This is a genomic window from Streptomyces sp. NPDC054794, from assembly GCF_053611585.1.
Genome location: NZ_JBSHAQ010000027.1, coordinates 40,853 through 63,887 on the forward strand (window position 1 = coordinate 40,853; position 23,035 = coordinate 63,887).

The window sequence follows — 23,035 nt, forward strand, 5'->3', positions numbered from 1 at the left end:
TCGTGGGCGTGGTGTCAGCGCCGAGCGCGGCGAGAACACGGCGGTGCTCATCGGCCCCGGCCCGGGGCCCGTAGCGGACCCCGCGCGGCACCTGCGGCTGACCCACGCGCACTCACCGGACTCCCCTCCGGAGGCCATGGGGCCAAACCCTGCCCCGTGACCGGGACGGTGCGGGTGCCCGCCTGGCGGATCATCGCGGGCGAGCCCGAACAGCGAGGCCCGGCGGCTCGCTCAGCCGCCGGGCAGACTCCGCACCACGTACGTCACGTGCTGGAGGCTCCCCGCCCGCAGCCACTCCGCCGACCCGCCCACAGCCTCGCTCGTCAAGAGCGGACCGTGCGCGCAGTCACTCAACCATGCGGCACCGACAACCACCTCCCCCAACGAGACGCCGACCCGTCTCCGAGAATCAGGCTCTTCCGATAGACGACGAAATCACATGTGGTGGCGAGATGCGGTGCAAGTTCCGGACGGAAATCATCGATCAACCCCGTGCTGGTGACCTCATAGCCGATGCGTGTGTACCACTCGTCGAGAAGGACCTTGGACGGGTGCGACCATTCGCGGTGCACGAGCAATGCCAATTGCATTGTTTCGAGACCCCTTTGCCGAGCGTCCCGTTCGACGAACCGCATCAGCTCGCGGCCGATGCCGAGACCGCGCCGTCCAGGGGATGCGGCCAGCATGCGGACCTCGCCCACGCGTACATCGAGTTGCTGAATCCTGACTCGACCTCTCGCAGAGTGGTCCGCGTCGCCCCTTCCACCCAAAGCCCTTTCTCGGCGGCAGCGTAGACCTCGTTGATCAGTCCGGTGGCCGAGGACATGAGGCCAGGGTCTCCGGCCTGGCCTGAAGTCAGGTACGCAATGTCGAGTCGACCTTCGCCACTCATGCCGCCCCGCTCCCCATGTGTCTTCTCTGCGCATTGCACGACACAGCGAGGCAAAGCCTATCCGTCGTCACTCGCCATCCCACTGCCGGATCAATTGATCACGATTGCCCGGACATTCACCACCGGATCGCTCGCGAGGGTGTCTCGGTGAGTTATTCCGCGCGGCGGAGCATTTAATCCGCCCCTGCGGGCCTTGCTGTCGCGTCGCCCAGGGTTCTAGCCTCTGGCAACGACGCACGGCGAACGAGCGCCGAGTGCCGGGGAACCCGCATCGGAAATCGCGCTCGTAGCGTTCTTCCGAAACCGTGGCAACTGCCATGTCACCTCCGAAGGAAATGTGAGAGCGCGTGATGTCCGGAGATGGTGACCACGAGGTGGCTACGCGTGCGGAACGGGTGATCGCCGGACGGTATCTGCTGCACGACGTCGTCGGCAGCGGCGGCATGGGCACAGTCTGGCGCGCCCACGACCAACTGCTGGACCGGCCGGTCGCCGCCAAGGAACTGCACATCCTCACCAACGGCGACGAGGACCACCGCGTACGGGTACGGCGTGCCGTCCGCGAGGCTCGCGCGGTCGCCCGGGTACCGCATCCCCACGTGGTGGGAGTTCACGACCTGGTCGAGTCCGAGGACCGGCTGTGGATCGTCATGGAACTCGTCGAGGGGTCCTCACTGGCCCATCGGATCACCGAGGCCGGACCGCTCACCCCGCAGCAGACCGCCGCCGCCGGCCTGCAACTGATCGACGCGCTGGATGCCGTCCACGCGGTCGGGACCCTGCACAGGGACGTCAAGCCCGCCAACGTGCTGCTGCGCCGAGACGGCAGCGCCGTCCTCACCGACTTCGGCATCGCGGCCCTCGACGACGGCGAGTTCCTGACGACCACCGGTGAACTGATCGGCTCCGTCGAGTTCATGGCACCGGAACGCGTGACGGGAGCGGAGGTCGGGCCGGCCTCCGACCTGTGGTCGCTCGGCGCGACCCTTGCCACGGTGTGCGGAGGCCAGTCCCCGTTCCGCAGGCCGGGAGCGCCCGCGACGATGCACGCTGTGGTGTACGAGGAACCCGCCGTGTCGGAGCGACTCGGTCCGCTGCGCCCGGTCGTCGAAGCGCTGCTGCGCAAGTCCCCGGGCGAGCGCCCCTCGGCGGCCGCCGTGCGTTCCGCGCTACGGGGCGTGGTGGCGGGCGTGCCGGACGCCGGGGTGATGCCGTCGGCCACTGTACGCGAGTTCCGGCCTGCGGGCCCCCTGGCCGACGCCAACACGATCACCGGCAGCCAGAAATGGCTCGCACCTGCCGGGGAGTCCGTGCCGACGGGGCGGCACACCACGTCGTCCGAACCTCCGCAGCCGCAATGGCGGTCGCGCCGCCCTGCGAGACCGAAGCTGCTGTGGTGGGCGCTGGCCGGAACGGCCACGCTGGCTGCGGGCGCTGCGGGCGGTCTCGTCCTCACCGGGACTCTGCCGCTCAAGGAACGTCCGAAAACGGCGACGACCCGTCAGGTCGTCCAATCGACGGCCGGTTGGCAGCCGGTCACCGGAGTGTCCGTCCAGCGCGGTGACCGGATCACCGTGCAGTTCGTCTCCGGCGAATGGACCTCCAACTACCGGAAGTTGCCCGTGGCCGGGCCGGTCGGCTACGACGCGGACACCGACAGCTTGCAGGACGGGGTGAAGGCCTGCAAGGTCAAGGGCACGGCTCCGTTCGCCGCCCTGCTGGCGCGACTTGTGGGTGACCAGAACTTCCCGGTGCACGCCGTCGGGCGGAGACTGACCTTCCGGGCAACCGGGAATGCCACACTCCAACTGGGCATCAACGACACCGCCGGTGTCTGCTCCCAGGACAACAGGGGCACCCTGACCGTGCAGGTGAGCGTCACGCGTCAGCCTTGACAGGCAGCCGGCCCTGAGCAACGGCCCCGTCGTCAGCTTGCGTTGTGCTCAAGACGGCGCGCGGCCGGGCGGCCGCAGGATTCTCCTCCAGCCACAGCCTCAGTACACGGGGCAGGATGAGGTCGAGCAGGTCGGTCACGACCGCAGTACGGCGTGAGGACGACATCACCCGGTGTCAGCTCGACTGGCGGGCCTGCGGCTGTGGTCAGTCAGGCACCGCCCTGCAGGACGATGTGGATTTCGCTGACAGTCAGAGGCGGACACTGCCACGGTCCCCGCTCCTTTAATCGAGCATGCCTCGACACGTCCGTTCCGGACACTGCCGATCACCTCACTGAGCATATCCACCGGCGGAGCCCAGCACCGGGCGACACGGGCCCTCGTACGCACGCGTAGGCATCCGTACCTATGGAGCGTGGGCCGACGCGGCGGAACCGCGGTGATCGATACCGAACGCGTGGAGGGGCGCTCGGAGAGCGTCGAGGTCGAGTTCGCCGTCCCCGGCGCCGAGATCTTCCTGGACGAGTTCGATCCGGTCCTGCGTTTTTACCCCAGTACCGCACCGCGAGTTCCCAGGACGGCAATCGTCTCCGTGAGCTCCTGGCCGAGGAAGTGCGACTGATCACGGAGACGGGAGGACCTCCGGCGCGGGGCGACACCGTCCACGCCCGCATGCATTCCCCCTGAGTGGTGGGCGGTCGCATCACCCATGTCGTACCCGACCGGCCGCCGCATCGCAGGCCCACAGAATTCCCACAAAGACGCCCCCTAACTTCTCGCGCCACAGGCGGCGGATCGACTCCGCCCCGCCACGAGACAGTTGCACTGAAGGAGGGGGAGCCTTCGCCATGCTGACCGAGCCGACACCGGCCTCCACCGCGCACGAGGCCCTGGTACTGCGCCTGCTGCGCGAGCACGGTCCGCTGACCCGAGGAGAGTTAGGGCCTCTGAGCGGCCTGTCCCGCACCACGCTCTATGACGCCGTCGGAGCGCTCATGGACAACGGCACCGTCCTCGCTTCGGTACCGGAGGTGGCCCGGCGCAGGCGGGGCCGGCCGGCGGAGGTCCTGACCCTGAACCCCGGGGCAGGCCGACTGCTCGGTATCGAGTTCGCGCGCCGGGCGGTGCGGGTGGCCGCGATGGACGCGACGCACGCGATAGTCGGCACGACCGGCGAACCGCACGGTCCCGACACCCCGTGGCAGACCCGCATCGACCTCGCGTGGCGGCTGGCGGACCGACTGACGGGCGGAACGCTGCGACCGGGCGCCCTGAACGGAATCGGCATCGGCGTGGTCGGGCCGGTCGGACCGTCGGGGCACCGGCCGCTGTGGTCTCCTCGGCATGACGTCGTGGTGGCGCGCGTGCGCGAACGCTTCGGCGCACCGGCGCTGATCGACGACAACACCCGGCTGGCCACCCTGGCCGAGACGATCTGGGGAGCCGCTGCGGGCGAACGGAACGTGCTGTACCTGCGGTTGTCGCACGGCGTCGGCGGCGGACTGGTGATGGCAGGCGCCCTGCACCGCGGCGCGGACGGCCGCTCCGGAATGTTCGGCCACATCAGCGTGGACCCCGACGGCGCGCCCTGCGAGTGCGGGGCGGTCGGATGCCTGGAGACCGTGGCGTCGATCGGGGCGGTACTAGACGCCTGCCGCACCGCAGGATGTGCGGTGGCGGACGTGCCGGAGCTGGTGACCGCGCTGGAGTCCGGCGACCAGATCGCGCATGCGGTGCTGTCGCGGGTGGGCGCGCAGGTCGGGAGGGTGCTGGCCGATGTGAGCCACGCCGTCGGACCGGACGTGATCGTCATCGGCGGTGAGTTGGTCGACGCGGGCCGGGCCCTGATGGCGCCGATCGAGCGCGTGCTCGACACGCGTATCGCCCGCGGCTCGTACGGGGTGCCTCGCTTGATTCCTGCCGGACTCGGCGACCCCGGCACCGCCCTCGGCGCCATCGCCCTGCTCCGGCGGCACGCGGATCGCGAAACGCCCGGGCTGCGGGGGACAGCCCGGGCGCTCATGCCGTGAACCGGGTGGCTAGTGCAGGACCTTCTGCCGGACGACGATGTGACCGGCGTCGGGGTCGAGGCTTCCACCGAGCCTGCGGAAGGCGCCGTCGGTCAGGTCCAGGCACTTGGGTTCCTGCTTCGTGTGCTTGAACGTGCCACGGTCGTTGATGCGTACGACCAGGGACTTGCCGTTCGCCACGTTGGTGACCTTCACTCTGGTGCCGAAGGGCAGCTGGTGCTTGCGGGTCAGCGAAGTCGCCGCGGTGTTCTTGCTGTTGTCGAAGATGTCGCCGTTCGACGTGGTGCTGCCGGCGGGTACCGGGCCGTAATGCGTCGCCCAGCACTTCGGCCGGTGGGCCTGTGCGGAGTCGGTCGCGGCGGAACTCGCCGGAGCGAGGGCGACGACCACGGTCAGTGCGGCTGTTCCGGCCGCTAGGCAGGCGTGCAGGATCCGCTTGCTCATGTCGTGAGCCTCGTTTCTCTTCTCTTGAGGTTGGATCGCATGTCGGTGGGTCGGAAGGGCGGCAGAGGGCCCTTTCAGCCCGCCGCCCGATAGGCGACGCCCACCCGGTTGGCCTTCGCACCGTGGTACAGGCCGGTGCCGTCGCCGCGGTTCGTGGAGAGGGTGAACCACGCGTAGCGCCGCACGTAGGACAGGTGCTGGAGCATGGCCGTCGACTTCTTCACGAAGGCGGCCTGTTGCGCCTTGGTCGGATAGCGCGGGGTGCCGGACGAGAAGTCGGTCAGGGCGTATTCGGTGAGCCAGATCGGCTTCTTGTACCGCTTGTGCACGGCCTCGATGTAGCTGCGCAACTGCCCTGTCGCCCGTTGGGAGTTGAAGTCGGCGCCGTACCAGTGCAGTGGGATGAAGTCGACCCGGTAGTGGCGGGCGGCGGCGCCCTTCATGAACCGGTCCAGCCAGCCGCCGGCCACATCGCCACCGGTGGCCACGGCGGGAGCGCCGAGCCGCAGACCCGTCGACTGCAGCCGGGGCCACAGGTCGAGTGCCTGGTCGACGGCCATGTCCGCCTGGTCCGGCCTGTCGGGTTCGTTGAAGCCGAGCAGGGTGCTGCCCTGCTTCTTCGCCCGGCCGAGCTCCTTCTTGGTCACCGAGCCCTTGTCATGGATCATGGGCACGAACTCGACGCCTCGCGGGGGCTTGATGCCGCCCTTGCCCGAGGACCAGGTGTAGAACCACCCGACGTTCGAGTTCGCGAGCGCCTTGGTGACCCCGTCGAACTTCCAGGCGCTGATGCCCTTCTTCTTCGCAGCGGAGGCAGCGGGGGCCGCGGAAGCGGCAGCGGAATGGCCGCCCGCCGCGAACGCGGTGGGCGTTGTGCCCTGGCTGCCGGCCACGAGTACGGCCGAGAGCAGTAACGGCAGGGCGAGGACGCGTATGTGCGGCATGACGTCCCCCGCCGTCAGCAGCTGAGGTGCCGGCCGGTGCCGACGTGGAGCATCTTGGTGAACTTCTTGTACTTCGCGATCCGGTCCCGCATCTCGGCCGTGTTGCTGCCGTTGCATTCGAGGCTGCCGTTGATGCTGCGGATGGTCTCGCCGAAGCCCCCGCTCCCGACCATCGCGTGGTGGGGCGTCATGGTGCCGGGGCCGGACTGGGTCATCCAGTACCACAGCGCGAGCTTCCAGGTCACGACGGAGTTCTTCGCCGCGAGGTCGGGGTGGTGCAGCAGGTCGACGTGGAACTTGTCTCCGGCGGCCTTGTAGTTGTAGTTCCAGCTGATCTGGAGCGGGCCGCGGCCGTGGTAGGCGGACTGTCCAGCGGGACAGCCGTACGGCTCCGGCTGGCAGTACGTCGGCCAGTTGGCCTTGTTCTGCTCGTTGATGTAGATCAGGCCGCTGGTCTCGTGGCTGACGTTCGCGAGGAACGCGGCTGCCTCACGCTTCCTGGTCTTGGCGTCGCCGGTGTGCGCGAAGGCCGGGAACGCCTTCATCGCCTTGACCAGGCCCTTGTAGGTGTAGAGCTTCTTGTGGTGCGGGAACATCTTGTTGTACTGCGCCTTGCTGACGACGAATCCGCCCCGCTGTTCTGCGGCGGACGCCGTGTCGACGCTGAGACCGATCGCAGAACTCGTGATCAGTACGGCCGTGAGAACGGCCTGGACGGTGCGTGGCTTGCGCATGCGGGAACTCCCTGCGGTGGACGGTGGCGGTCGGTTCAGAACGGGGTCAGCGTCAGGTGCATGTGCTGGGGCCTCGGGTCCTCGATGTAGGAGGCCCAGTCGGCGACGTCGTCGAAGGCGAAGCCGTAGGCCTTGCCGTTGGTGGTCGCGGCGTGGATGGCCTTGGCGTAGTGGTTCGTGACGGCGGTGCCGTAGAAAGCCGAGGCTTGGGTGGTGGGCTGCTTGTGGTGGCTCAGCAGCGTCGAGCGGTTGAACCCGGCGCCGAGGGCGGCGGCGACGGGGCCGGTGGTCCCGTCGTTGGGGGCGGCGAGCGCCCCGTCGCAGAAGAGCACGTCACGGGTGGAGGGCTTGGCGAAGGACACCTGCGCCGGGCCGGAGAAGGTGAGCCGGTGGTCCCTGACCCGGCCGGTGAAGGTGCCCGCGTTCGTCCTGACGACGAGGTTCTTGTCGCGGTAGGTGTGCCAGACCTTGTCGATGTAGTGGTCGAAGTAGTGCTGGGGGAACAGTCCGGCGTCGAGGCCGTGGCTGGGGGCGATGATGCGCCGGTTCCCGATGACGAGCCGCGAGAAGTCCGGGTGGTTCCGCAGGGCGTGGAAGACATGGGCGCGGCCGCCGGCGCGCAGTCGGCCGGTGCTGTGGTTCTTCGCTCCGTTCAGCCCGATCGTCATCGGAACGCTGAACATGTCCACCATGGTGGTGTTGCAGTGCATGCCGGCCGCGTCGTGGGTGAACTCCACGAAGTCGTGCAGAACCGGGTAGTTGGGGTCGGACTCCACCCAGCCGGCCGGCTGCTGCAGGCCGATCCTGCCGTCGGCGCCCCTGACCGCCTTGAATTTCAGCTTGTGTCCCAGGGCCACGTAGATGCGTCCGGACATGCGCGGCAGTCGCAGCTTGGTCGCGCCGTGGGCGGCGAGCGGGATGGCGTAGTCGGTGAAGCCGCCCGTGTGGTTGTCGGAGAGTTTGACGGGGGCCAGGGTGCCACGCCGGGTGACCCGCACCTGCCGGCCTCCCTTGCTGCCCACGATGTACAGGTGAATCGCGTGGTTGGCGAACTTGCCGCTGCTGTTGACGACCGTGAGCGGCAGCCCGCCGCGCGCCGCCTCGGCGGCCGGCTCGGCACCGTCGGAGTCGGCGAAGGCGCGCGGGGCGCCGGACAGGAGCGCGGATCCGGCGACGGCGGCCCCTGCGATCGAAGCCAGCGCCCTTCGACGGCTGGGCGGTTGGGCATCGGACGAGAACATGCGAAAGAACCTCTTTCCGGTGCTGTGCATGATGGGAAACGGGCCGGAGGGGGTGAACAGGCCTGTGTTCGGGACCTGTTGGCTCACGGGCTACGGGTGTCCGGCGCTCCAGCAGCCGTCGCCCTGGCAGTTCTTCAGCCGGGTCAGCGCGGTGTGCAGCTTCGCGAGGCGGGCCCGGCTCAGCCGTCCGGCGATGTTGTGCAGCTCGTCGGGGTCAGTGCGCAGGTTGTAGTACTCCTTGGCGCCACTGTCGTATTCGACATAGGTGTAGGAGTTGGCGCGCATGGCGTGGTAGTTGGGCGGGCTGATGCTCTCGGTGCCGTGATTGTCGGGGTCGTCGGGGGCCTGCTGGGCGTGACGGTGCTCGATCAGGTTGGCCGTACGCCAGCCCGCGGCCGATCCGCCGTCCAGGAGCGGGAGCATGCTGTGCCCGTCCACCCGGGACGACACGGCGGCGCCGCCGATCTTCTCGAACGTGGGCGCGAAGTCGATGTTCGACACCTGGGCGTGGCTCGTCCGGCCGGCCGCGACGCCGGGGCCGGCGATGACCAGCGGCACTCGCACGTCGGTGTCGAAGGCCGTCTGCTTCCCGGCCTTGAGGCGGTACTCACCGAGGTGGAAGCCGTTGTCGGAGCTGAAGACGACGTAGGTCTTGTCGGCGACGTGCGCCCTGGTCAGGGTCTGGCGGAGCTTGCCGAGCATCTGGTCGACGGCCTGGAGCGACTGTGCGCGCTTGCGGAACTTCTTGTCGATCGTGTTCTTCTCGCTCCGGGTCAGCGGATTCTGCCGGGCCAGCCACGGCGGCGCGTTGGTCGGGAGCTTGTCGAAGGCGGGCCCTTGCGGCGCCGTCAGCCCGGGAAAGTCCTTCTTGTCCCGGCGAGCCGGCCTGGACGGGCCGTGCGGCGTGAAGAGGGCGACCTCCAGCATGAACGGCTTGTTCGCCGCCGCGGACTTCTTGATGAACGACTGCCCCTTCTTGCTGAGGACGTCGGTCAGATAGTCCTTGTTCTTCTTCCCGTGCGGTTCGATCGTGTGGTTGTGGGCGAGCTTGTACTTGTACTCCGGGTAGCCGTTGCCGACGACGTCCCACTGGCTCCAGCCCTGCGGCACGTACGGCTGCTGGCCGTCGACGGTGGACCTGGGGTCGTAACCGTTGAGGTACTTGCCCATCATCGCGGTGCGGTAGCCCTTGGCCTTCAGCGCCGCGGCGAAGGTGTCCTTCTCCAGCCCGTTGTCGTGGAAGGCATTGAAGCCGCCGTTGGGTCCTTCGTTGCTGAGGACACCGGTGTTGTGCGGGTACTCGCCGGTGAAGATGGACGAACGGGAGGGGCAGCAGAGCGAGTTGCTGACCACGAAATCGCTGAACGACGTGCCCTGCGACTGGAGCTTCTGCACCTGGGGCATGTACGGCAGCAGATTCGAGGACATGTCGTCGGTGAGGACGAAGACGATGTTCGGTTTGGCCGCGGCCGCCGCAGCGGATGCGGCCGGCTGCGTGACGGGTTGGGTGGTGACGGCGGCTGTCGCCGCCCCGCTCACTCCGCTCTGGACGGAGAAAGCCATTGCCACCAACCCGACCGCCAGTGTCAGTAATTGACGAGAACGAGTCATGCTCGGAGCATTTCAGCGCGATTCCGGTCCGGTCAACATTTGTTCGCCTCTCGTCGAATTATTCCGAACCGAGCTCAATTAATCCGCGTCGAGGCCAATTAATCCGCGAAGGCAGCAACTCACGGACACCGTTCCATCCGGGGCTGTCGCATCATGTGATTTGATCGGTCTTCTTCCGGCAGACTCGTTCAACACGGTGAAACCGAGGTGCGCATGGCAGACAGGACCGGGCGGGTACTGGTGATCGACGACGACGCGGCGATACGACGGTCGCTCGCACGGGGTCTGCGGCTGAGCGGATTCACCGTGGTCGTCGCGGACGGCGGTCGCACCGGCCTCGCGGAGGCCCGCGCCGGCCACCCCGACATCATCGTCCTGGACATCTCCATGCCCGACCTCAACGGCATCGACGTGTGCCGGGCCCTGCGCGACGACGGCGACGACGTACCCGTGCTGATGCTCTCCGCGCTGGACGAGACGGCCGACCGGGTGGCGGGGCTGCAGGTGGGCGGGGACGACTACCTCGTCAAGCCGTTCGCGCTCCAGGAGTTGGTCCTGCGGCTGCGTGCCCTGCTGCGGCGCCGCCCGCCGGCCGCCGCCTCCGCCACCGTCCGCGTCGGCGGCCTCCACCTCGACCCCGCCTCTCACCAGGCCGTTCTGGACGACCGACCGCTGCAGCTGACCCGGCGTGAGTTCGCGCTGCTGGAGGTCCTGGCCCGCAACGCCGGCATCGTCCTCACCCGCGAGCAACTCCTGGACCTCGTATGGGGATACGACTTCCAGATCCGCAGCGACGCCGTCGACACCTTCGTGAGCTATCTGCGCCGCAAACTGGAGACGGGCGACCGGCCCAGGATCCTGCACACCGTGCGCGGGGTCGGCTTCGTCCTGCGCGCGGACCGACGGCCGCCGCACACCGAGGGCACGCCGTGAAACTGTCCACCCGCATCGCGCTCGCGGTCGGCGTGAGCGTGCCCGTGCTGGTCCTCGCCTCCGGCTGGCTGCTGCTGCACCTGGTCGGCAACGACCTGCGCACCCACCAGGACGACCAACTACGCGCCCGCGCGACGGTCGTGGCCAAGAACGCCAAGGCGTACCTGGACGTGGCCGGCACCGACCACCCGCTCCTGGAACGGGTCCGCCGAGGCCGGCTGGTCAACTCCGCGCGGGACGTGGGCATCCGGCTGACCGGGCCACAAGGCACGATCTCGGCGGGTCCGCAGCCCGATCCCTACCCCACACTGCCCCGCAACGCCCCGAACCCCGTCAGCGTGACCTCCGGCGGCAAGGACTGGCTCGTCCTGTCGCTGCGCGTCGGTGCCGCGAAAGAGGGCACCACGCCGAACCTGTGGCTGCTGTCACCGGACACCGCCGAGGACGAACTGGCCCTGGTGCGCGGACGGTTGCTGACCGGGGCACTGCTGGCCGCGGCGCTCGCCGGAGCCGCCGCCTGGGCCATCGCCGCCAGAGCGGTGCTTCCGCTACGACGGCTGCAGCGGCGGACCAGCGGTCTGGACCCGCGGACCAGCAGCGTACGTCTGGAACACACGCCGACCCGGATCGCCGAGGTGGACGACCTCGCGCACACGGTGCAGACCGTGCTGGCCCGCTACGAGGAGCAGGTGGCACGCACCGGGGAGGCGCTGGCCACCGCGCGTGCGTTCGCCGCGACCGCCTCCCACGAACTGCGCACCCCGTTGATGAGCATGCGGACCAACCTCGACATCCTCACCGACCACCCCGGACTCGACCCCGAGGACCGGACGGAGGTCCTCGGGGAACTGGGTCGCGAACACGCCCGGCTGCTGGGTCTGCTGGTGATGCTGAAGGCGCTCGCGCAAGGCGACCTGATCGAGGCGGACGCGTTCACGTCGCTGGACCTCGCTGAGCTCGTGGAGGCGTCGGTCGCCGACCTGCGGCGCAGCCGTCCCGACGCCGAAGTGTCCGTACACACCACCGCCGGAGTGCGCGTCCACGGCTGGGAGCAGGGGCTGCGCTCGGCGGTGGACAACCTGCTGGCCAACGCCTGGACCCACGGCCGCGCCGCCGACGGCGTCGCCCGTATCGAGGTGACCCTGCGTGCGCCGAGCGGTGGGCATCAGGCGACTGCCGTACTCGCCGTGGACGACCACGGACCCGGCATTGCCCCGGAGCGCCGCGAGGAGGTCTTCGAGCGCTTCCGCAGGGGCCCGGACAGCCCGGGCTCCGGCCTCGGCCTGACTCTGGTCGCCCAGCAGGTCGCCCTGCATCAGGGCCGGATCACCGTGTCGGACCGCCCCGACGGACGCCCCGGCACCCGCCTGGAGGTCAGCCTGCCGTCCACGGGCGTCCAGGACGTGGAGCACACCCTGACGCTGCTGCCCCGCGACTGGCTCACGGGCACGCCCGAACAGTCCCCGCCGGGCCTGTTCACCGCTACTCCTCCCGGTCGGACCGATCCACGCCGAGCACACTGATCCGGCAGCAGACTCCTTGCTCGTCCCTCATGCGCCGGCACTCAGTGCTCTGTCCACCACCAGGCGACGGCGGGGATCGACGGTGCGCTCGACCGGCCGTCGGAAGGAGTCCTCGACCACGGTGACATCACCGGCTCGACCGCTCTGCCGTCGTGGTAGCGGGACACCCGTACGCTCCATTCCAGGTTGCCCCGGACGAGATGCTCCATTTGGCTCAGGTGGCGGCGCACCGCCGCGGTCGGTCGGCTCGATCTCCTCGCGCAGGGTCAGGTAGCGGCACATCAGCCGGTCGTGCAGCGCCACCACGTCCCGTACCGCCTGCTCGGTGGTGCAGTCGCGTTCGTGCTGGAGCACGCTGACGAAGTTGGACTCCAGGACGTCGTGCTCGGTCTCCCGGTGCAGGGAGAACAGGTCGTTGCCGATCGTGACCAGCATGTTCGCCACCTGCGTCACGGCCCGCACGGCCGGGGGCTCCCGCTCCGCGTCCGGCAGGCAGGTGCCTTCGGCCAGCTCGATGAGGGATCCGGTGAGGTTCATTGCCCGGTCCCGGGGGCCGAGGTTCACGTAGTCGGACAGCGACGGCATGGTGCCCGAGGTCCGGTAGGCGGTCAGGCAGGCCACCGCGAAGAACCATTCCATGTGGCCCTCCACCCACCGGCGCACCACCCTGGCGGGCGCGCTCGCCCGTGCGCGGGTGGAGAGGTCGCGGAACCCGATGGAGAACGGGTCGCCCCCCGGGCCCTCCGGATGATCGGCGGTCGGCGAGGGCCCGCCATCGGCCGTGTTCCCGTCTGCCGTGCACGAGGCCAGTATCACCGCGGCCAGAACCATGCACAGGACAGCCGGGCCCCTTCGTGGATGACGGCTGTCGAACATGCGACAGGACGTCCCGTGCTCTGCGTTTCCCTCTCTCGGGCAACGTAGCGGCTCGCGAGGGCGGCCTTTCCGGTCTGCTGAATTCATCCGGCTACTGGCTTATTAATCCAACTCCGCGCGTCCGCGAGCAATTACACCAACTCCCCCGAATCGGCAAGCGAAGTCGCCTTTATTCCGGCTGACACTGTTGCCCCGCAGGAATAACCGGCCGAAGCGCGTCCGGTGCGCATAAGCGGATCAGAATGATGCTCGACTCGCCACCGACGAGGCATTCACGCCTTGTCGACGGAAGGAATCACCGTGCAAAAGCCAGAACCGCCAGCGATCGTCGGTGCGGACGGGGCGGGCATGCCGCCGCCGTCGCTCCACATGATCGGCGGCGCCAGGGCCGACGAACTGGCCCCGCACTGCGGCGCACGACCGAATTGCTGAGCCGGCTCATCCGGAGCCTCGCCCCCTCGGTGTCTTCCGTCAGCCGACCGAGGACACGGTGGAGCTGACGCCCCTCGGCGCCACCCTCTCCACCCGGCGCCCCGGCTCGCTCAGGGACGTCGCCCTGTACTGGATGGAGACGCACTGCCTGCCCTTCAGTGAGATGCTGCACACCGTCCGGACCGGCGATCCCGCCGCTCAACGCTCATTCGGGAAGCCGTTCTTCGACTGGATCGTCGCGGATCCCGCAAGGGCCGAACTGCAGAACAGGGGCATGGCCGGCCTCGTCGGCGGAATGCGCGACCGGATGTTCGCCGGCTACCGGCTTCCCGAGGGCGAGGTCGTCGCCGACATCGGAGGCGCCGACGGCACGGTCCTGACTCGTCTGCTGGCATGTGAGCCCGCACGCCGGGGGATCCTCTTCGATCTGCCCGAGATCCTCCCGAGCGCGCGGAAGACGATCGAGGAGGCCGGGATGGCCGACCGCGTCGACGTCGTCGCGGGTGACTTCTTCGAGTCGGTGCCGTCCGCCGATGTCTACGTGCTGGCGGCGATCCTGCACGACTGGGACCACGCGTCCTGCGCCACGAGCCGAGCACCAGGCGCCGCGGTCTTCCCGGTGGACTCCAGGATGCGGACGCCTCACGCCCGAGAAGGCGCTCGACCTCTACCGCGACGCCCGCGCTCATCTGCGACGACCTCTCCAACGTCGTGGCGCAGAACCCTCTGAACATCGCCCTGTTCGGCACGTTCACCGACCGGCCCGGTCACGAGAGGAACCTGACCTGGCACTGGTTCACCTCCACGCACTGGCGTTCCGTGCTGCGCTCAGCATCGACGCAGGAGGAGGAGGCGACCAGCCTGTCGTGCGTGGCCGACCTCAGGGCCATCCTCGCCCAGCGCGGCCACGACTCCGCCGCCGCGACACTGGTGCCCGATCTGCGCGCGGCAAGTGCGGAGTTCGCCGACATGTGGGACCGGCATCGGGTGTCGACGCTGCACTGCTCGACGAAGTCCGTGGTCGACCGTCAGGTGGGACGCCTCGATCTGGACTGTGTGGTCCTCGCCAGCCCCCTGTCCCGGCAGCGGCTGCTCCTGCTGCAGCCCGTGCCGGGCACGCCGACCACGGACCGCTTGAACCGCCCCCGGCGGTTGATCGAGGAGGTCAGCCGAAGAGGACGCCCCGCAGTATCCGCGTGAGGTGTTCGGCGAGCTGGTCGGACGGCATCGAAGCGAGAGGCTCGGTCCGTGCGATGTACCGGCTGAACGCCACCCCGATCATCTGCGCCCCCACGAGCGCGACGCGGGTGTCCAGGTCGTCGCCGGGGGCGGTGGTCTCACCGGGTGACAGGACGGACCGGTAGACGGCGGTGCTGTGCTCCTGCATCGCGAACAGGAGGTCCGACGCGGCACGCTGGTCGGACGCGGCGCTCCGCAGCAGGGCGATCAGCGGATCGTTGACGGCGTCGGTCTCCAGTCGCCGTACGAAGGCACGGGCGATCCGGTCGGGCAGCGTGGCGGGGTCACCGGCCGCGACGTCCTCCAGGTCGCGGTTGCCCGGCACCGCGGCGAGGAACAGCCTTTCCTTGGAGGTGAAGTGACGGGTGATCAGACCGTGCGTGACGCCTGCCCGGCCGGCGATCTCACGGAGGGTCGTACGGGCGTATCCGCGCTCGGCGAAGGCTTGGCGGGCCGCCTCGATGATGGCCGCCCGGTGTCCCTCGGGATCCCTCCGGCGCCTGCGCGGCTGCTCGGCGACCGGATCTGCGTCGTTCACGGCACCTCCTTCATGTGATCACTCTACGGCGGCGCGACACATTGTCCGCCGCCACTGCTACGTTAGTATCCACTTGGATATTAACGAGCGAGACGGATCCCGTAGTGAGTGTTGAGACACCCGAAGGCGGCGCGGCGGTCGCCGAGACCCGCCTGCTGCACAAGATGCACAGGGCCGCGACGTCCTTGCTGGCGGAGGCGGCGCAGCGGGACACCGCCCCCTCCACGGCACTGGCGGAGTTGCGTGACTTCCTCGTCGCGGCGCTGCGGCACCACCACGAGAGCGAGGACGACGTGCTCTGGCCTCAACTGACCGCCGCGGATCCCGCGGCGGCCGCCGGGCTGGCGGACCTGGCGGCCGAACACGACGCTCTGGACGCGGCACTGGACGCGCTGGCGGCCGCTCCCGTGCAGGAGGCCGACGAGCGGACGGCGCTCGTCGACGCGGCGGTGGCGGTACGCGACCTGGTGCACGCCCACCTGGAACACGAGGAGCCGGTGCTGTTCCCGGCGCTGACGACACACATGTCCGACGAGGCCTGGGCGGAGTTCTCCCGCACGGTCATCGCCTCGGCCCCGCCCGTGGGTGCCCACCTCAACATCGGCTTCTTCGAGCAGGTCGGCACTCCCGGCGAACTCGCGGCCGTCACCGCCAACCTGCCGCAAGCCGCCCTGCACCTCGTCCCGGCCATGCGCGAGCAGGCCAAAGCCACCCTCAGCAGCCTCCAGGCCACCGAACCCGAAAGGACCTTCACAGCATGACCAGCACACTCATCGTCGGCGGCAGCGGCGGACTGGGCGGCGTCATCGCCGAGCACTTCGCCAGCCGCGGCGACGACGTCATCGTCACCGCCAGGGACAAGGCGCGAGCCGAGGCCGTAGCGGCGCGCATCGGCGGCGGCACCCGCGGGCTGGCCCTCGACCTCGGCCGGCCCGAGACCATCGACGCCTCGCTCGCGGACGTGACCCAGGTCGACCATCTGGTGATCACCGCCGTGGGCCAAGCGGTCAACACACTCGCGGAGTTCAGCATCACGGACGCGGTCTCGGCAGTGACCATGAAGCTCGTCGGCTACGCGGAGACCGTCCGCGTGCTGCGCGACCGGTTCACCCCACAGGCGTCGGTCGTGCTCTTCGGAGGGCTGGCCAAGGAGCGCCCGTACCCCGGCTCGACGATCGTCAGCACCTTCAACGCCGGGATCACCGGCCTGGTCAGGACCCTCGCGGTGGAGATCGCGCCGCACCGCGTGAACGCCCTGCACCCCGGCCTGATCGGCGACAGCCCCAAGTGGCGCGACGTCCCCAACCCACCGCACTCCGCCCAGACACCGATCGGACGGCTGGTGACCATGGCCGAGATCGCCGACGCCACCGACTTCCTGCTCCGCAACACCGGCATCAACGCCCACGACCTGCACATGGACGGCGGCCTGCTCGCCACCTGACGGCCCGGTACTCACCGCGTGCCACATCCGCCGACCCAGCGCTGACCTCTTGACGGCAACGACACGAACGTACGAACGGATGCGCGACATACAGCAGGTCCTCGTCCCAACAGCCGCGCCTACGCCCAGAGGCAGACAACACGCAGACCAGGTACTCCGGTTGCTGCGCGAGTCGGGGCCCATGACGCGAGGTGAGCTCGGCGCACGGTGCGGGCTGTCGCGTACGACGCTGTACAAGGTCGTCGGCAGGCTCGTGGACAGTGGGCGGGTGATCGCCACGGTCCCGGACACCGAACCACGGCGGCCGGGGCGCCCTGCGGAGAAGCTCGCTCTCAATCCGGCGGCCGGCCGCCTGCTGGGCATCGACTTCGGCCGACACCACGTCCGGCTGGCCGCGATCACTGTGGCAGGCAACGAGATCAGCACGGTCGGCGGGACACACTCCCCCGCCGCTCCGTGGTCGGAGCGGATCGCCATCGCACGACGGCTGGCCGCAGGACTGACCGGTACCGTCCCTCGCCTCGGCCCCCTCGGCGATGTGGGAGTCTCGGTGGCAGACCCTGCCACCGCCTCCTTCGCCTCCGACGACGAGCGGGCGTTGGCCGACATGCTCGGCCGTGGCCTCGGCGCCCGGGTGCGGCTCGGCAACGGTCCGCCGCTGGCGGCGCTGGCCGAGACGGTGTGGGGCGCGGCCAAGGGCCTGACGGACGTCCTGTACCTGGAGTTGTCGGACCGTGTCGGCGGCGGCCTGGTGACCGGCGGTGTGCTGCACCGCGGCACTCACGGCCGGTCGGGCGGGTTCGGGCACATCCTCGCCGAGCCCGCGGGTGCGCCCTGTTCCTGCGGCGGCCGGGGCTGCCTGCAGACGGTGGCGTCGACCACGGCGGTGCTCGACGCTTTCCGGTCCGCGGCGGATCTGCCCCAGCTGGCGGCCGCGCTGAGTGCGGGAGAGGAAGCCGCGCACGCGGTGGTACGGCGGGCCGCGATCCACACGGGCAGAGTTCTGGCCGGGTTGGCCAAGGCACTCGGGCCGAGCATGGTCGTGGTGGGCGGCGAGCTCGTCACGCTCGGACTGCCCCTGATGAAACCGCTGGAGAACGAGGTGCGGGCGAACGCCGTGACCTACCGTTCGCCACCGCTGATGCCCGTCCGCCGGGCCGAGTTGGGCGACTTCGCCACAGCGGTCGGCGCCGCCTCGCTGCTGCAATCGCCCAGTGACGCCGCTTCAATCCCGTCCGCCTGAGACGGAACGGCTGAAGTCGCCCTCCAGGCAGGCACTTTGTGTCCTCTCCGAGAGGGCATCGGTCTGTCGGGATCGCCGTCAGCGGCTCCGCACCGCGCTGTTGTCGGCGACGGCTCGTTCCAACAGGGCGGGATCAGTCAATCGCTCGCACATGGCCACGTGCCCGCGCCGACCAACGCCGGGCTGCCGCCAGCTCCAGGTGATGCGCCACCACCCTCACATCGGCGACGGATTCAGCCACTCCTCGCACTCCACACCGTGTACCTGCTCGGCACCAAAAAGAGGTCGAGCAGGCTCTCTGATCCACGAGCACGCAGGTCAGAGGCCCTTCGCCGCAGGCTCCAAGATCGCCACGCACTCCACATGTGAGGTCATCGGGAACATGCCCCAAGGACTGGATGCGCGAAAACCCGCAGTTCAACGGGGGTTCTTCCACCTTGGGGGCGGTCTCTGGAGTGGCCGGAGCGTCAAACGAGCGTCACGGTCACGCCAGGCGACGGCGTGCAGGACCTCGCCCGCCTGTACGCCGCCGTCACCCGCGGCAAGACCACCGGGCACGACCGAGGCGGGCACATTCGCCGACGGCATCACAGCACCACCTCATCGACCAGATCCAGCAAGCAGCCAGTGAGAGGGATCGGGCGCTTGGCCGAGGAAATACCGTTCAAGGGCACTGTGGGGCCATAGCATCTGCCCGGCACCGGGCTTGGCGCGGGCCCCTCGCGCTCCCGGGACGGCACCCTGAGCACCAGCGAGCGGCGAGGAGCCACCGTGACCGCATGCGGGCCTGACGGCGACGGTGGGCCGACCACTCGTACTCCGGAGAACGGGGATGGCCCGGGGAAGGCGATGACCTTGGGGGGACGCTGGCGGCGGAGACGGCAGCGCCCGTGGAGTCACTCGACGTGGTCGCGCGCATGCTCAGGGAACGCTGACGGTGGACTGTGGCCACTTCGTCTCGCAGATCACGGTTGTGTGAAACCACGGATTTACAGCGGCCGACCTCGAGCGTGTGTGGAGCGAGCCGAGGTGTGCGCGATTTCGATGGCCCTGGAAGTGCCGGAGGCGAGGGAGTCGCCGGGAGAGGCCGCCGGCGCAGACGATCCCCCCCCCGCCAGGGCAGAGACGACCGCACACACGGAGCACGCGGCCTACAGCGGCTCCTGCACGCCGGCCACCATGCAGGCGGAGCCGGTGCCCTGCGATCGGCACGCCGCGTCATTCCGAAGGAATGCGAAACTCGAATTCGGGACGGTCCCACGGCACGGCGGGCGGGGTCGCGAGCGCGGTCCCGATCCGCACTGCACCGACGCGGTGATAGAAGTCCTCGGCGGGAAGATGCGACACGACCATGACACGGTCGAGCCCGGCGGCACGGGCCTCCGACTGCATGTGCGCGACGAGCAGCCGTCCAATACCCCGTCCTTGCGCTTCGTCGGCGACGAACAGCAGGTCGAGCTCCGGTGGAGCGAGGACGAGCGAGTAGAACCCGAGGACCCGGCCTCCATGCTCGTTGGCGCCGACGGCCACGAAGGCGCGGTGGGCCTCGATGTAATCAGGACCGACCCGGTAGCCCGCGACTGCGGCTGCGTACTTACCCTTGTAGGCGCCTGAGCCGCGCACGAGCCGCGTGAGCCGTTTGGCATCCCCCGCAACGGCCCTCCGTATCGAGATCGGCTGGCTGATCGGGGAAGTACGTGAACTCATCGGGCAAGTATTTCGCACCGGGGAATACCTTCGTGCGGCGGGTCGGCTGCTCGGGCAGGCGTTCCTGCACCACTCCCGGGAACCACTCGCCCAGGCCCCGATCGACCACGTCACTGCCGCGTCGCCCGCCGGCAGCAACTGGACGCCCGAACCGCTGCGGAGCAACCGGAGAACGGGGTGGCCAACGGCTGCTCCTTCTGGGCCTGCCGTGGCGAAGCCGAGCCGGTACAGGAAATTCCGAGCCAGCCTCGTGAGGCGGATCATCCCCGATCCGTTCGCGGACCCCGGCGGCTGGAGCCACGCCCTCACCGTCCCCGGGGCCCGGGACATCGGCCTGGAGTGGGACGGCTTCGCCTGCAAAACCCGGGCTCGAGTCGGTCGGTCGACGATCCAAACCGATGTCGCCCGCTACCCCGTATGGATCTCCTCCGGTCGGATTCTCGAGCTGATCGCCTCCCCGCCGTGCCGGGCGTGGTCGATGGCGAGCAAGCGGCTTGGCCTGGTCGACCAGCCGCTCGTCCACCAGGCAGCCTCCGATCTCGCCTCCGGCCGTGAGGAGGCCCGCCGGTGTACCGCGCCGAGCAGGCCCTGCTCGGCGCCTCGGGTGGGTGGTCAGCTCATCGACGAACGTCGACGCCGCCCTCGTCCAGTTCCGCGCCGAGGGCCGCGAGATCAAGGACGAGGACGTGGCCCGGCCGTTCCCGCTCAAGCACAGGAAAACCTCAACGTCCTGGGCCGCTACAGCTTCACCGCCTCCGCACCGGCCGACGGGATCCTGCGCCCGCTGCGCGATCCCGGGACCGCACTGGCTGGATGGCAGCTGGTGGCCCGAGCCAGGCGTCCCGGCTCACCGGGCACCGCCGCCCCGGCTTTGGAGCAGGGCGGCGGGCGGGTGGCGGAGTCGGTGAGTACTCACGATGGCTGATGCTTGCCCTGGTAGCGCTCGGCGAGCCTGGCGAGGGCGACTGCGCCGAGGAGCAGTCCGAAGTCTCGCAACGCGATGTCGTAGTAGCCCGGGATGGTCAGCAGGTTGACGATGATGCCGGCGAGCCATCCGGCCACCAGCCAGCCTCCGAAGCGTGGCGCAAGGGCGACGGCGATGCCTGCCACGATCTCGATCACACCGACGGCATACATCGCGGCCTGGGCGCTGCCCGGGACGAGGTTGTTGATCCAGGGCGCGAGGTAGGCCGGCCAGTCCACGAGCAGGTTGGTGAACTTGTCCAGGCCGAACAGCACCGGGGCCACGGCGAATCCGGTGCGCAGGATCAGGAAGGCCTGGTAGCCCGGGTCTGCGAGCACAGCCCGCCGGGTGCGGGCGGACGTGATGGATGCGGACGACATGGCACCCTCCTTCTATAGACAACTTTCATTAACGATAGAAGCACCTCGCTCGTTCTTTAGTCAATGGCCATGGGTTTTACACTGGTGTTCGTGGACCAGCCGAAGGAAGCACAAGACGCCGCCGTCTCCGCCGTCGCTGCTCTCGACGAGCCGACGCGCAAAAGGTTGTACGAGCATGTCGTGCGCCGGCCGGGCCCGGTCAGCCGCGACGAGGCGGCAGCGGCTCTCGGCCTGGCGCGGCAGACTGCGGCGTTCCATCTGGACCGACTGGCCGACGAATCCCTGCTCGACGTCGTCTATGAGCGGCGCAGCGGGCGCGCAGGACCAGGCGCGGGCAGGCCGGCCAAGCTCTACCGACGTTCGGCAACGCAGGTGTACGTCAGCCTGCCGGAGCGGCACTACGAGATCGCCGGCAGACTGCTCGCGCAGGCCGTGGAGGAATCCGAGGCAACCGGTGAACCGGCGCGGACCGTGCTGCACCGCAGGGCCCAGGAGCTGGGCGATCGTTTGGGCAAGCAGGACGGTCCCGGTGTCGTCGACCTGCTGGAGCGGTACGGGTTCGAGCCGCGGCGCGAGGGCGACGCCATCGTTCTTGTCAACTGTCCGTTCCACACGCTCGCTCGTGAGCACACCGAGACGGTGTGCGGCATGAACCTCCACCTGCTGCGCGGCGTCCTTGAGGGCATGGGCGAGACCAGACTCGAAGCATGCCTGGCGCCCGACCCCGGCCGCTGCTGCGTCCGGCTGGAGCCGACCGCCTGACTATGCAAGGGGGACGTCCCACAGCCGGGCAGGACCTGCGGATGGGTGTTCCTCCTGGACCGTGCGGCCGCCCGCCGGGATCGATGTCCTGGTGACCGCCGGCTCGTCGCCGGGCAAGCCGATCTGCCCAACTGGGCAAGCCCGCTCGGCGGCGGAACCGGGGCCCCTGGCCGGCGGACCCCAGCCCACAAGCGACAGCACTGGGCCGAACGAGTGATGACGGCCGCCGGCACCACGGCGGGACGCTCAGTCCTCCCACACCTCCGGACCGCCTCCGTGCCACTCGATCACCGGCGAGTTCGCCACGTCCACCACGTCCAACCCCTCCAGGCCCGCACGCTCCAGGAACACCGCCAGATCATGCAGACCGAACGCGGTGCCCAACGTCTCGCTGTCGACCTGGACACGCCGGCCACCACCCCCAACGGGCGGGAACACGATCACACGACGCTCAGCCATAACCTCAGCCTCACCCAGCCCCAGGCGAAGTGCACTTGGGAAACGGCTCCCGCCGCAACCGGGCGCCGCCCCACGAAACACGTTGCCTCCGTGATTCTCTGTGGCCGACCGGCACCAGTCGGTGTAACGTCGTAGTCAGCAGTCGTGGTTCCGAAGTCCCGTTCGCCCGTGATCGCCATCGCGGGCGTTTTTGCTGTTCAACGCCTCTCCGGACCAGGGCGATCACCTCCGGATCCCGCACGGTGCGGGACCCGATACGAGTCCCCTCGAAGGAGACAGACACATGGCCAAGGGCACTGTGAAGTGGTTCAACGCGGAAAAGGGCTTCGGCTTCATCGAGCAGGAAGGCGGCGGCCCCGACGTCTTCGCCCACTACTCGAACATCGCCACCCAGGGCTTCCGCGAGCTCCAGGAAGGCCAGAAGGTCGAGTTCGACGTCACGCAGGGCCAGAAGGGCCCGCAGGCGGAGAACATCCGCCCCCTGTAAACACCGGACACGAAGAGGCCCCAGCCCGGATCAACCCACCGGCTGGGGCTTCTTCCGGCAGCGGGAGGCTTCCGACCCTCCACTGTGACCGTCACGGTGATTCCGCCGACGCCCGCGCTTGCCTGGTGGGGACCGCAGGTGGTGGTGGTGCTCTTGCCGACCCACAGCCACACAGCAACACCGACGGTCTACCTTCCGCCGGCCCGCGGGCCGGCGACGTCCGGCCCCTTCAGGAACATCCCGTCCACGGCCTGTTG

The 23,035-nt window shown here is 69.2% G+C and carries 24 protein-coding genes and 1 pseudogene; 13 read left to right on the forward strand and 12 right to left on the reverse strand.

The annotated features are described in order from the left end of the window. Positions 1 to 350 precede the first annotated feature (350 nt). Positions 351 to 926: a GNAT family N-acetyltransferase gene (locus tag ACWGKT_RS26735; RefSeq protein WP_453275709.1), complete on the reverse strand. Its 576-nt coding sequence runs from the start codon at positions 924 to 926 to the stop codon at positions 351 to 353. Between the two features lie 340 nt (positions 927 to 1,266). On the opposite strand from ACWGKT_RS26735, the gene ACWGKT_RS26740 reads away from it, so the two are divergent. Then, positions 1,267 to 2,787, forward strand: a complete 1,521-nt coding sequence (locus tag ACWGKT_RS26740) for a serine/threonine-protein kinase (RefSeq protein WP_453275710.1) — start codon at positions 1,267 to 1,269, stop codon at positions 2,785 to 2,787. Here the strand turns inward: ACWGKT_RS26740 and ACWGKT_RS26745 are convergent. Next, the gene (locus ACWGKT_RS26745) at positions 2,771 to 2,926 is read right to left on the reverse strand and encodes a hypothetical protein (protein WP_453275711.1); all 156 of its coding nucleotides are present in this window, start codon (positions 2,924 to 2,926) and stop codon (positions 2,771 to 2,773) included. The genes ACWGKT_RS26740 and ACWGKT_RS26745 overlap by 17 nt on opposite strands. Positions 2,927 to 3,226: 300 nt before the next feature. Here ACWGKT_RS26745 and ACWGKT_RS26750 point away from each other — a divergent pair, with 300 nt between their 5' ends. Both ACWGKT_RS26750 and ACWGKT_RS26755 read left to right on the forward strand, forming a co-directional pair. Beyond that, a complete protein-coding gene (locus tag ACWGKT_RS26750; RefSeq protein ID WP_453275712.1) occupies positions 3,227 to 3,409 on the forward strand; it encodes a hypothetical protein in 183 nt (60 codons plus the stop codon). 226 nt (positions 3,410 to 3,635) lie between these two features. Further along, entirely contained in the window at positions 3,636 to 4,817 is a 1,182-nt protein-coding gene (locus ACWGKT_RS26755; RefSeq protein ID WP_453275713.1) for an ROK family transcriptional regulator, read from the forward strand. Positions 4,818 to 4,826: 9 nt separating this feature from the next. Here the strand turns inward: ACWGKT_RS26755 and ACWGKT_RS26760 are convergent, their stop codons facing one another. From ACWGKT_RS26760 to ACWGKT_RS26780, 5 genes are all read right to left on the reverse strand, one after another. Continuing rightward, entirely contained in the window at positions 4,827 to 5,261 is a 435-nt protein-coding gene (locus tag ACWGKT_RS26760) for a septal ring lytic transglycosylase RlpA family protein (protein ID WP_453275714.1), read from the reverse strand. A gap of 74 nt (positions 5,262 to 5,335) precedes the next feature. Continuing rightward, positions 5,336 to 6,205, reverse strand: a complete 870-nt coding sequence (locus ACWGKT_RS26765; RefSeq protein WP_453275715.1) for a glycoside hydrolase family protein — start codon at positions 6,203 to 6,205, stop codon at positions 5,336 to 5,338. Between the two features lie 14 nt (positions 6,206 to 6,219). Continuing rightward, entirely contained in the window at positions 6,220 to 6,939 is a 720-nt protein-coding gene (locus ACWGKT_RS26770; RefSeq protein ID WP_453275716.1) for a chitinase, read from the reverse strand. A 35-nt stretch (positions 6,940 to 6,974) separates the two neighbouring features. Continuing rightward, positions 6,975 to 8,180 carry a beta-1,3-glucanase family protein gene (locus tag ACWGKT_RS26775; RefSeq protein ID WP_453275717.1) on the reverse strand — a complete coding sequence of 402 codons (1,206 nt, stop codon included), beginning with the start codon at positions 8,178 to 8,180 and terminating at the stop codon, positions 6,975 to 6,977. A gap of 90 nt (positions 8,181 to 8,270) precedes the next feature. Next, the gene (locus ACWGKT_RS26780; protein ID WP_453275718.1) at positions 8,271 to 9,743 is read right to left on the reverse strand and encodes a sulfatase family protein; all 1,473 of its coding nucleotides are present in this window, start codon (positions 9,741 to 9,743) and stop codon (positions 8,271 to 8,273) included. Between the two features lie 261 nt (positions 9,744 to 10,004). Between ACWGKT_RS26780 and ACWGKT_RS26785 the strand changes: the two genes are divergently transcribed. After that, positions 10,005 to 10,724: a response regulator transcription factor gene (locus ACWGKT_RS26785; RefSeq protein WP_453275719.1), complete on the forward strand. Its 720-nt coding sequence runs from the start codon at positions 10,005 to 10,007 to the stop codon at positions 10,722 to 10,724. Next, complete coding sequence (locus ACWGKT_RS26790; protein WP_453275720.1) at positions 10,721 to 12,247, forward strand: sensor histidine kinase; 1,527 nt, start codon at positions 10,721 to 10,723, stop codon at positions 12,245 to 12,247. Before ACWGKT_RS26785 ends, ACWGKT_RS26790 begins: the two co-directional genes overlap by 4 nt. A 27-nt stretch (positions 12,248 to 12,274) precedes the next feature. Here ACWGKT_RS26790 and ACWGKT_RS26795 read toward each other — a convergent pair whose 3' ends face one another. Then, complete coding sequence (locus tag ACWGKT_RS26795; RefSeq protein WP_453275721.1) at positions 12,275 to 13,210, reverse strand: terpene synthase family protein; 936 nt, start codon at positions 13,208 to 13,210, stop codon at positions 12,275 to 12,277. 403 nt (positions 13,211 to 13,613) lie between these two features. Between ACWGKT_RS26795 and ACWGKT_RS26800 the strand changes: the two genes are divergently transcribed. Together ACWGKT_RS26800 and ACWGKT_RS26805 are read left to right on the forward strand one after the other, a co-directional pair. Beyond that, on the forward strand, positions 13,614 to 14,285 hold the full coding sequence (locus ACWGKT_RS26800; protein WP_453275722.1) for a methyltransferase: 672 nt from the start codon (positions 13,614 to 13,616) through the stop codon (positions 14,283 to 14,285). Next, positions 14,267 to 14,755 (forward strand): MmyB family transcriptional regulator, encoded by a 489-nt coding sequence (locus ACWGKT_RS26805; RefSeq protein WP_453275723.1) that lies wholly within the window; start codon positions 14,267 to 14,269, stop codon positions 14,753 to 14,755. Before ACWGKT_RS26800 ends, ACWGKT_RS26805 begins: the two co-directional genes overlap by 19 nt. On the opposite strand, the gene ACWGKT_RS26810 is transcribed toward ACWGKT_RS26805, so the two are convergent. Next, positions 14,721 to 15,332, reverse strand: a complete 612-nt coding sequence (locus tag ACWGKT_RS26810; protein WP_453275724.1) for a TetR/AcrR family transcriptional regulator — start codon at positions 15,330 to 15,332, stop codon at positions 14,721 to 14,723. The genes ACWGKT_RS26805 and ACWGKT_RS26810 overlap by 35 nt on opposite strands. Positions 15,333 to 15,436: 104 nt before the next feature. Between ACWGKT_RS26810 and ACWGKT_RS26815 the strand changes: the two genes are divergently transcribed. The 3 genes from ACWGKT_RS26815 to ACWGKT_RS26825 all read left to right on the forward strand — a co-directional run bounded on the left by ACWGKT_RS26815 (position 15,437) and on the right by ACWGKT_RS26825 (position 18,019). Beyond that, positions 15,437 to 16,093, forward strand: coding sequence for a hemerythrin domain-containing protein (locus tag ACWGKT_RS26815; protein ID WP_453275725.1), 657 nt, complete (start codon positions 15,437 to 15,439; stop codon positions 16,091 to 16,093). Beyond that, on the forward strand, positions 16,090 to 16,776 hold the full coding sequence (locus tag ACWGKT_RS26820) for an SDR family oxidoreductase (RefSeq protein WP_453275726.1): 687 nt from the start codon (positions 16,090 to 16,092) through the stop codon (positions 16,774 to 16,776). Before ACWGKT_RS26815 ends, ACWGKT_RS26820 begins: the two co-directional genes overlap by 4 nt. Before the next feature lie 79 nt (positions 16,777 to 16,855). Further along, on the forward strand, positions 16,856 to 18,019 hold the full coding sequence (locus ACWGKT_RS26825) for an ROK family transcriptional regulator (protein WP_453275727.1): 1,164 nt from the start codon (positions 16,856 to 16,858) through the stop codon (positions 18,017 to 18,019). A gap of 1,218 nt (positions 18,020 to 19,237) precedes the next feature. Here the strand turns inward: ACWGKT_RS26825 and ACWGKT_RS26830 are convergent. Beyond that, entirely contained in the window at positions 19,238 to 19,726 is a 489-nt protein-coding gene (locus tag ACWGKT_RS26830) for a GNAT family N-acetyltransferase (protein ID WP_453275728.1), read from the reverse strand. A 259-nt stretch (positions 19,727 to 19,985) separates the two neighbouring features. Here ACWGKT_RS26830 and ACWGKT_RS26835 point away from each other — a divergent pair. Further along, positions 19,986 to 20,312, forward strand: a pseudogene (locus ACWGKT_RS26835) (DNA cytosine methyltransferase); the annotation flags it as partial. 326 nt (positions 20,313 to 20,638) lie between these two features. Here the strand turns inward: ACWGKT_RS26835 and ACWGKT_RS26840 are convergent. Next, positions 20,639 to 21,070 (reverse strand): DoxX family membrane protein, encoded by a 432-nt coding sequence (locus ACWGKT_RS26840; protein WP_235455674.1) that lies wholly within the window; start codon positions 21,068 to 21,070, stop codon positions 20,639 to 20,641. An 84-nt stretch (positions 21,071 to 21,154) separates the two neighbouring features. Here ACWGKT_RS26840 and ACWGKT_RS26845 point away from each other — a divergent pair, with 84 nt between their 5' ends. After that, entirely contained in the window at positions 21,155 to 21,832 is a 678-nt protein-coding gene (locus ACWGKT_RS26845; protein ID WP_453275780.1) for a helix-turn-helix transcriptional regulator, read from the forward strand. A 246-nt stretch (positions 21,833 to 22,078) separates the two neighbouring features. On the opposite strand, the gene ACWGKT_RS26850 is transcribed toward ACWGKT_RS26845, so the two are convergent. Continuing rightward, complete coding sequence (locus ACWGKT_RS26850; RefSeq protein ID WP_356149946.1) at positions 22,079 to 22,291, reverse strand: hypothetical protein; 213 nt, start codon at positions 22,289 to 22,291, stop codon at positions 22,079 to 22,081. A 283-nt stretch (positions 22,292 to 22,574) separates the two neighbouring features. Here ACWGKT_RS26850 and ACWGKT_RS26855 point away from each other — a divergent pair, with 283 nt between their 5' ends. Continuing rightward, entirely contained in the window at positions 22,575 to 22,778 is a 204-nt protein-coding gene (locus tag ACWGKT_RS26855; RefSeq protein WP_093471257.1) for a cold-shock protein, read from the forward strand. Positions 22,779 to 23,035 lie beyond the last annotated feature (257 nt).